This window comes from Psittacicella gerlachiana, assembly GCF_003585965.1.
In the GTDB taxonomy this organism is placed as follows: Bacteria; Pseudomonadota; Gammaproteobacteria; order Enterobacterales; family Psittacicellaceae; genus Psittacicella; species Psittacicella gerlachiana.
Map to the genome: position 1 here is coordinate 1 of NZ_NRJF01000049.1, position 10178 is coordinate 10178.

The window sequence follows — 10178 nt, forward strand, 5'->3', positions numbered from 1 at the left end:
GTAGCTTTACTTTTAACTCAATTAGACACAAACGAAAGCACAAAAATATATTATCTATATTTGAAGTTTAAATTTAACTATCTATATATTTAACGTTCACATTTAACTATCTATATTTAACTATCAAAAACAATATTTTCATACTTCAAAGTTAGATTTCAGAAAATAACATAGAAGAAATTAACTACTTTTAGGAGATTAACATGACAAAATGTCCATTTGATCATCAAAGCACTACCCTAACTACAGCTGCAGGAAAACCTGTAGAAAACAATGACAATACTATGTCAGCTGGTGCTAAAGGTCCTTTACTATTGCAAGACGTATGGTATCAAGAAAAACTAGCACACTTTGCTCGTGAACGCATTCCTGAGCGTGTAGTACATGCTAAAGGTTCTGCAGCTTTTGGTACTTTTAAAGTAACTAATGATATTTCACAATATACGAAAGCAGCTGTTTTTCAACCTAACACCGAAACCGAAGTTCTTCTTCGTTTTTCAACTGTAGCAGGAGAAAGAGGAGCTGCTGATGCTGAGCGTGATGTACGTGGTTTTTCACTAAAATTTTATACTAGCGAAGGTAACTGGGATTTAGTAGGAAACAATACTCCAGTATTCTTTATTCGTGATCCATTAAAATTCCCAGATTTTATCCATACACAAAAACGTGATCCACGCACTAATATGCGTTCTGCAGATGCTGCTTGGGACTTTTGGGTACACACTCCAGAAGCTATGCACCAAGTAATGATTTTACACTCAGATCGTGGTATCCCTGCTAACTATCGCCAAATGCATGGATTTGGTTCACATACTTACTCATTTATCAATGATAAAAATGAGCGTTTCTGGGTTAAATTCCACTTTAAATCATTACAAGGAATTGCAAATCTCACCAATGAAGAAGCTGCTGAATTAGTAGGACGTGATCGTGAGTCTTCACAAAAAGATCTTTATGAAAACATTGAAGCTGGCAACTTCCCAAGATGGGCAGTAAAAGTACAAATTATGCCTGAAGCAAAAGCTCATGAGCACAATTATACTTTTGACTTAACTAAAGTGTGGCCACATAAAGACTACCCACTAATTGACGTTGGTATTTTAGAATTAAACCGCAATCCTGAAAACTACTTTACAGAAGTAGAACAAGCAGCTTTTGCTCCAAGTAACAATGTTCCTGGTATAGGCTTCTCTCCTGATCGTATGTTACAAGGTCGTTTATTCTCATACCAAGATGCTCAAAGATATCGTTTAGGGGTTAACCATCATCAAATCCCTGTAAATCAACCAAAATGCCCATTCCATACTACACATAGAGATGGATACATGAGAGTTGATAATAATGGAGGAGCTCACCCAAATTATGCTCCTAACCGCTTTAACACTTATCAAGCAACTCATAATCAAGAACCTGCTCTTCAATTAGAGAGAGAAGCAGCTCACTTTGATTTTAGAGAGTATGATAATGATTACTTTAGCCAACCTCGTGCTCTTTACAACTTAATGTCAGAAGAACAACAGGAAGTGTTAGCAACTAACTATGCAGGATCTCTAAGTGGAGTGACTTATGAACCAACTCTAACCAAAGCATTAGAGTTATTTAAAGAAATCGATCCACGTTTAGAACAAGCTGTTCGTAGTAAATTAAATAAATAGTCAAATTAGTAAGTATACTTAGGTAGAGATAATTTTATCTCTACCTTTTTTGTCATTTACCAATAAACCCTACAATAGTTCTCAGTAAAATATAAGAAATTATGATATAATACTAAGGTTAAATTTATATTCAATCTCCTCTCATGTAGAGGAGTTTCAAGACTGAAAAAAGTATTAAAATTTAAGAGTTTTTATAACTCAAAATTCTGAGAAGAACCAAGAGGGAAAAATGGCTGCAGACCAAAATAAAAGTTACGACTCTAGCGCAATTCGCGTTTTAAGAGGTCTTGATGCTGTAAGAACCAGACCTGGTATGTATATAGGTAATACAGATGATGGTTCAGGTTTACACCACATGGTGTTTGAGGTCGTAGACAACTCAATTGACGAAGCTCTACAAGGTTATTGTTCTAATATCAAAGTAACCATCCATGAAGATAACTCAGTATCTGTAGCAGATGATGGAAGAGGAATTCCTACTGAGATCCATCCAGAAGAAGGTGTAAGTGCGGCTGAAGTAGTAATGACTGTTTTACACGCAGGTGGTAAATTCGATGCAAAAACTATTGCAGGTGGTTTACACGGCGTTGGTGTTTCTGTAGTTAATGCCTTATCTTCAAAACTATTTTTACAAATTCGTCGAAATGGTAAAATTCACGAACAAACCTATTTTGATGGTGTTCCTCAAGCACCTTTAGCAATTATAGGTGACACTAACAAAACAGGAACTACAGTTCGTTTTTGGCCATCTCACAACACATTTAAAAATGTTACAGATTTTTCTTACGACATTCTTTGTAATCGTTTACGTGAATTAAGCTTCTTAAATTCAAATGTAAGAATCACCTTAAAAGATGAACGAGATGGGCGTAGCGACGAATTCCACTATGTAGGTGGCTTACAAGCTTTTGCTAAATTCTTAAATACAAATAAGACCATTATTAATGAAGAACCATTTTACTTTACAAGTTTTAATGAAGAATTAGGGATTACTGTAGAAGTAGCTCTCCAATGGAATGATACTTATAAAGAAAATGTTTTATGCTTTACCAATAACATCCCTCAAAAAGATGGTGGTACTCACCTTATAGGTTTTAAAGCAGCTTTAACCCGTACCCTTAATAACTACATCGAGCGCGAAGTTATTGCGAATGCCAAATCTAAAGCTTTAAAAGATTTGCGCATTGACGGTGATGATTCACGTGAAGGTTTAGTGGCTATTGTTAGCGTTAAAGTTCCTAACCCTAAATTCTCTTCACAAACTAAAGAAAAATTAGTGTCTTCAGAGGTTAGAGGTGTTGTAGAGTCAACGGTAAATGAGCAATTACAAACAGTTCTCGAAGAAAATCCAAAAATTGCCAAAACTATTGTTGATAAAATTATTTCAGCAGCTCGTACTCGTGAAGCGGCAAGAAAAGCTCGTGAGCTAGCTCGTACCAATAAAAAACACTCGTTCACGGCAAATAAACTTGTACACTGCAACTCACGTAATCCTGAAGAGTGTGAAGTTTATCTTGTCGAAGGGGACTCAGCTGGTGGTTCAGCAGTAAAAGCTCGTGATGTACAAACACAAGCAATTTTACCTTTAAGAGGAAAAATCTTAAATGTTGAAAAAGCTAGATTTGATAAAATTATCGAATCTCAAGAAATTGCAAATATTATTGGCGTGCTTAAATGTGGTATTAATGATGAGTTTAATCTTGATAATCTCCGTTACCACAAAATCGTAATCATGACTGATGCTGATGTCGATGGTTCACATATTCGAACTCTCCTTTTAACCTTCTTCTTCCGTCAAATGCCTCAATTAATTGAAGCAGGGAAAGTATATATTGCCCAACCACCTCTTTATAAATTAATGCTAAATCGTAAACCGATTTACTTTAAAAATAAAGATGAATATGATCGTTTCTTAATTGACTACTCATTAGAGGGAGCTAGCTTACTTGTAAACGATAAGGTTTATACTTCAGAAGAATTAAGAGATCTATGTAATCGATATCTTTTAATTAATGCTCATATCGAATCTCATAATCGTAAATACTCTCCTGAAGTTATGAAAACTCTAATCAATTATTACGAATTAACTAAGGAAGCTTTAAAAGATAAAGAGCAAATTAGCTTATGGATGCAAGGATTACTAGATCTTTTAAGAAAAACTCAAGATCAATCTGTTCGCTATGAAGCTCAACTTGAATTTGATGATGAAACTAAACTTTATAGCTATAAATTAAGCGAAATCAAACATGGGATGTCTGCAGTTTATGAAATCAATGAGACTTTTATAAACTCTAGAGACTACCTTGAAATTGTAAACTTAGCTAAAGACATAGCTCAAATTCTTCCTATTGATGACGAGAGAAGCAAACGTTTTGCGGTTCATGGTAATAGTAAAACTCAAATAAAATATTTCAATCAATTTATTGAACAACTTTCTACAGATTCAATTAAGAAACTAAATCCTTCACGTTATAAAGGATTAGGTGAAATGAACTGGGAAGAACTTGAAGAAACAACCATGAAAGTAGAAAATCGTACTTTACTTAAAGTTGAAGTAAAAGACGCCATCCTTGCAGATCAATTATTTACAACTCTCATGGGTGATGATGTAGCTCCTCGTCGTGACTTTATTGAAGATAATGCTTTATACGCAAACGTTGATTTATAATTAATCTGAAATAAAATAAGAGACTTGCAACCGCAAGTCTCCTTTTTTAAATATAATCATCTAAATTAAACTCTCTTTGGACAATCTCTTCACCATTTACATATTGATGAGTTAGTTTACCTTTAGAGATTGAAAATTCATTCCATTCATTTACCAAAGAAGAAAAAATATCAAGTACTCGATTATCAATATAGCTCATAAAGATTTGGGTTTTTTCTCTTAATAATTTACTAGCAAAGATTAACTGATTCTGTTCATCTAATTCAGCGGCCAAGTCATCAACTAAATAAACACAACTACTTTTTGTTTGTTCTTTGAGTAAATCTCCTTGAGCAATTTTTAAAGCACAAGCAAGAAGCTTCAGTTGCCCTCGACTGAGAACATTACTTACATTTTCCCCAAAACACTTTATTCTCAAATCAGCACGATGTAATCCTAAGCTCGTGCGACCTGCCTGCATTTCATCTTCAAGATTTTCTTCATAATATGTAGCAAGATCTTGCTCGCTATTCCAACCTTGATAATAACTTACTTTGACCTCTAATTCAGGTAAAAAATCATCAAGAACCTTATCTAAAACTGGCAAAAAATTCATAATGTATTCTTGATTAATTTTATTTACCTCTTGAGCTGTTTGGGCAAGAATTTTTCCCCACACCTTACATTCCTCGATTAACTCTTGAGGGACTTTTTGTTTATTAACTTTATAGGTTTGAGCTCTCTTTAATAAAACATTTCTACTTTTATGAGCATCATTAAACTTACGCCAACAAAGTAAAAAGTTAGGATAAGTATAATAAGTTCCCCAGTAAATAAACTTACGTCGAAATTCTGGTCCTTCGGTCAACAGTTCTACCACATCAGGAGAAATAATTTGAATAGGCAATAACTGGGCTAAAGAAGCTACTCCATTTTTTGCTACTTCACCATTTAAAAACAACTCTTTTTGCTTGGAAGAGATTTTTAAACCTAAATTATTACTATTGTCAAACTCATCTTCTACTTGAGCATAAATTAAAGTTTGTTCTTTTTTATCCTGAATTACCGAATTTAAGTTATTTACCTTAAAACTTTTGAGTTGAGAAAGAATAAATATTGATTCTAAAATCGAAGTCTTACCCGCACCATTATGCCCAGTGATAAAATTTAAGTGCTTGCCAGGATTAATGGTAAGAGAATCTATATTGCGGAAATTAATTAAATTTAACTTAGAAATATACAAAATTTTTACAAACTTAAATTATTACAAAACATCTTTTCAATCTATATTTTAGCAAAAATAACTAAACATATAGCAAAAAGAAATTCCCCTCTAGTAAAAGAGGGGAAGTATCTTAATTACCATTATCAACAGAAGCTACATTGTTGTAAGGAGTTAACACATAAGTACGATCTAATTCGTTATTGTCTAACTCTTTTACAACAAATACAGGAACTTTTTTATTTACAAAGTTTAAGCTTAACAGCATTTCTTCTACAGGAGCTTGACGTAATTTAGCCGATTCCTGTAAAGGATTAATTAATTCAATAAAATGCTTACCTTGAACTCTTAAATTTAATGGTTCTGATTCAGGATTAGTTTTTACATTTTTAATTTCAGTACTAAATGAATCTAAAGTACCTGGATTACTTGCAGAAAGAGTAAGAACATTTTCTGCAGAGTTAATGAGAATAATTTCTCCAAACTTAGTTGAACGGTTTAACTTATCTTTTATTTCAGAAGCATTACAGATAACATCATCATCAAAGTGATCAGGTACTATATGCCCATACATAGGAGGCTTAGAATAAGTTAAATTAAAAATTAACTCTTGATCATCTTTACATAATTGCAAATATTGTACATGCCCAGATTGAGTTAAGTGGAATACTAAACGAACTTTAGCTTCACTTACACTTAAAAGTCTTAATAACTCTGCTCCAACCCTACGTGATAAATTAAAGGTTAAAGGATTTTCTTCATAAAAGTTATTAAATCCTTCAATATGATAAGGCTTTTGTTCTCTAAAGAAATAAGAACATAAAGCAATACGTGAATAATCACCACCAAATGCTTTTAATTGCGTAGGAGTTAAAGATAAAATTAAAGTATGTAGACTTGCATGTTTTGAAGCTTTGACACTTACACAGAAAATTGTAGATTGAATAATATCTTTAAAAATTCTTTCAGGAATATCTAAAGTCGAAATAGATACAGCATCGCTTAATGATTCTTTAAGTAAAGCATATCCTTGACCATTAGAAGCTTCAATTCTTACTACCGTAGTTTCATAAGTTAAGTTTGCATAAGTCAACTCATTTGCTACTGGAGGTTTAGTAAATTCTAGAGTTACAAGAGTTTTGCCATTTAACCCTGTAATCGCATCGACAAAGCTATTACAAGATACAGATAATTGTTTAATTGGCTCATTCTCTTTAGTATAAAGAGTAAAAGACTCTGGAAAATCTAAAAACTCGCCTTCTTCAGGTTCAACCGCAATAGTTATACTATGGTTAATTTCCTTATCTCCAGCTAAAAATGTAACTTGATTTTCTTTTGCAAAATCTAAAAGTACATGTTGACTTAAGACAATTGAAGGATCTAAGGTTTTAGAAACTACCTCTCTAGCCGTAGTTAAAGCTTTTTGTAATTTATATGCTTGTAATACAAGTTTCATTTCATTACCAACTATTAAATTTTAGGAATAATTAAAGGATAATCCAATTGCACAATACCTTTAGTATTTGGCTTATTAGAACTTAAAACTCTATCAATTACATCATTAATATAATCGTATACTCTTACTAAATAGTCCACATATTTATTATCAAAACTAGCATTACGTAAATCAGCGTCGATTTTGGCAATAATATTTCTTACAGACTGCGGACGTATTTGAATCAACTCTGCGATTTCTTCAATACTTAATGCCGTGTGCTTAGTTAAAACATAACACACCATATACCTTAAAATCACAGTATTGGTTTCTCTTCCGCCTTTAAATAAAATCTCACGAGAAATTTCTAAAGATTTACAAACGTAATCAATTAAGTTGTTGACACTACAATGGAATTTTATTTGCGTAAAATTAAAGCTCGATTGTAGATTTTTCTCAAAGGTTTGATCTCCTACCTCATTATTAAAGAAACCATTTAACGCTCTAAAATCACAATTTTCACTAGCAACAACTATTTTATTAGTTTGTTCTGGCGTTAATGGTCTTAACTTACCTGTTGCTATAGCCTTTAAAACAAAATGCTCTCTTATTTTTCTATCAGGGAGTTCTATATCTACACGCAAACATTCATCACAGTAGGTTTTTAATTTATTTAACTCTTCATCTACTGTATCTTCAGATGAAAATAAACTATCATAAGGCTCTGAACTTATTATTACTAAGAGTTTATTTTTATATTCTTTGAGATAATTCATTAAATTAAAAATAAACTTGCGTGTACTTGGACTTCTCTTTAATGAAGAGAACTCATCAATAACCGTTACTGAGTTGCTCATTATATCATCAGTTAAATAATCTAAGGTATTATTTTGTACACATTTAGCATAAATTCTTTGGAAATTAGTTAGATAATGCTTAAACATAGTTTTATCAAAACCTTTCTTTACTAGCATTTCATAAAAATATGCCATTAAATAACTTTTCCCTACTCCTGGCTTACCAAATAAGAAAATTACTTGACTTCTAAAATCTTCACCAGTTAATAGCTTTTTCGCAACTTCATCAATAAGACTAAAGGCATTTAAATTAGAAACTGAAATTAAAGCATCGTGTTCGTACTTATTTCTAAAGGTACTGAGAAGTTTATTAAACTCACCTAAATGTTCTTTGCGTTGCTGTGCCGTAAACTTAGGTTTATAAAATTTAAATTCAAATTCTCCTTCAAGATCTAAGTTTAATTTATCTCTATATCCCTTACAAATTTGCGTTGCTTGTACAAATTCTTCAGTGTCTTGAACTAAATAGTTTTGCTTTGTAAAAAGTACTGAAGATTTATAATCAAAAGGATTTAAATAGAATTGAGAACCATAGGAAATATACTCATCAGCATTAATTCTCGTGATAATTTGCCTACTTTCATTTAAAAAGATCTCATCTAATCCTAAAGCAGCATTGACTAGATTACGTGAGGCATTAGCATTTACTTCAGGATCTTCTTGTTGTGCCGGAGTAATAATTAAATTATGCGGAGCAGTTACGGTTATATTTAATCCAGAATCAACAGGGGTAACCGTAGCCGTTACCCTTTCAAAAGACTCTTGCTTTTTTTGAGTTTGCTTTTTAGGAGCTATAAGCTGTGGCGGAAAAATTAACTCTTTTTGTGGAGTTAATTCAACTTCTCTTCCCTGTACTTTTATAACCGCTCTTTTTTTTCTTCCTCTCTTAGAAGAATCATTTTCTTCTAGATTTACAATGGAATAAATATTTTTCTTTGCTCCAGACAATCTGTAGGTTCTAACTTCTTCAGGTTTATTTCCCAATAAAGGAGTATTCTGAAAAAAATCACTATTTCGTGCTAACCTTTCAATAGGATTGTCAAAACTAAAGAAACTATCATCTAATTCAGGAAAAACTATCTCAGGAACTAATACATTTTTAGTTAAAGTATCTAAAATATTATCAAAGTTAGTTTCTTTTCTAAATGTAAAAAATTTAATTAAAGGTAAACTGTCTTCACTTAGATTTGATTTCTTAAACAAATAGTTCAAACGCTGAATAAAACCTTCTGAAGATCTAGCAGTCTTAGTTCTAAAATGATTTTGAAACTCAGGGAAATCACTATAAATTCCTATCTCTCTACTGTTTAGAGCTGTAGATGGAAATAGATCTACAACCTCTTCATTTACTTGAGAAGCAGGTGTTTCTTCCTTTTGAACTTTATACTTTTTACATAGATTCCCTAATTCTATCCTTAAGACATCATTAATTCTTGCAAAAGCATGTCCAGCATACCTTTTAACTTTTAAATTAAAAAAGCTATCCTCACTCACTAATACCGTATCAGCAATTCCATTAAGAGCTAGTTTAGAAACAAGAGGAATATCCTGTTCCTCAATAACGGTTTTTAAAGTTTCTTTTGCTCCAACTATATCAGAGCTCAAATTATCTCTTTTGAGAAAAAAGCTTAAAAGTCTTGTTTGCTCTGCTACTGATAACTCATTCTCAGCAATTAAATGATTGAAGTCAGCAACTTGAGCTATTTCAGAAAAGATATTTTCTCCAAGATTATTAAACTTTACTCTCTGAATTCTAAAATTACTTGTACTTAAAGGATCAAAGCTAACATAACCATTGAGATAAGGACTAAAAACTTTCTTTTCTTGACTATTTAATAAATTTATTGCTCGATTAACACTTACCTTTTTTAATTTTTTCTTTACTAAGCTATCCACAGGCATAGCATAATCTTGCATATAATAATTAAATAACTTTACCTTGGTTTCAGAAAAAGAAATATTCTTAACTTTTTCTGCAACTTCCTTGTGTTTACTAGAGTTTAAGTAAGTTGTTGTTGCGATTAACGGAGCTAAAGCTGCTGGATAATAACTTCCAATATCTTGAGAAAACCCAAGAGATCCCTCTTGACTAACTATACCTTGCTCAATGATATTACCATTACTATTAATAAAAATTACTTTTACAAATCCTTTATCTTCAACTAAATTAGAAGATAAATCAATTTGTACCATAGAAATTATTTCTTTGACAACTTCGGGAGTAAATATCTTTTTTCTAACTTTTACTCCCAAAATCAAAGTAGTGAAACTAACGCCATCAACTACCTTGAACAATATATCAGACTTTTCTTTAAGAAAAGGTGAAAGAATATTATAGATAGCTGCAAGTAAATTCTTATAT

The 10178-nt window shown here is 32.0% G+C and carries 5 protein-coding genes; 2 read left to right on the forward strand and 3 right to left on the reverse strand.

Annotated elements, in window-relative coordinates; translation table 11 throughout:
• The first annotated feature begins 203 nt into the window (after positions 1 to 203).
• Positions 204 to 1655: a catalase gene (locus CKF59_RS01975; RefSeq protein ID WP_119534309.1), complete on the forward strand. Its 1452-nt coding sequence runs from the start codon at positions 204 to 206 to the stop codon at positions 1653 to 1655.
• 229 nt (positions 1656 to 1884) lie between these two features.
• A complete protein-coding gene (locus CKF59_RS01980; RefSeq protein WP_119534310.1) occupies positions 1885 to 4323 on the forward strand; it encodes a DNA gyrase subunit B in 2439 nt (812 codons plus the stop codon).
• A 46-nt stretch (positions 4324 to 4369) separates the two neighbouring features.
• Here the strand turns inward: CKF59_RS01980 and recF are convergent, their stop codons facing one another.
• The 3 genes from recF to CKF59_RS01995 form a co-directional block, all read right to left on the reverse strand.
• Positions 4370 to 5545 carry a DNA replication/repair protein RecF gene (gene recF, locus CKF59_RS01985; protein WP_222985491.1) on the reverse strand — a complete coding sequence of 392 codons (1176 nt, stop codon included), beginning with the start codon at positions 5543 to 5545 and terminating at the stop codon, positions 4370 to 4372.
• 112 nt (positions 5546 to 5657) lie between these two features.
• Positions 5658 to 6980 carry a hypothetical protein gene (locus tag CKF59_RS01990; protein ID WP_119534312.1) on the reverse strand — a complete coding sequence of 441 codons (1323 nt, stop codon included), beginning with the start codon at positions 6978 to 6980 and terminating at the stop codon, positions 5658 to 5660.
• Between the two features lie 14 nt (positions 6981 to 6994).
• Positions 6995 to 10009 (reverse strand): DnaA ATPase domain-containing protein, encoded by a 3015-nt coding sequence (locus tag CKF59_RS01995; RefSeq protein WP_119534313.1) that lies wholly within the window; start codon positions 10007 to 10009, stop codon positions 6995 to 6997.
• Positions 10010 to 10178: the final 169 nt, after the last annotated feature.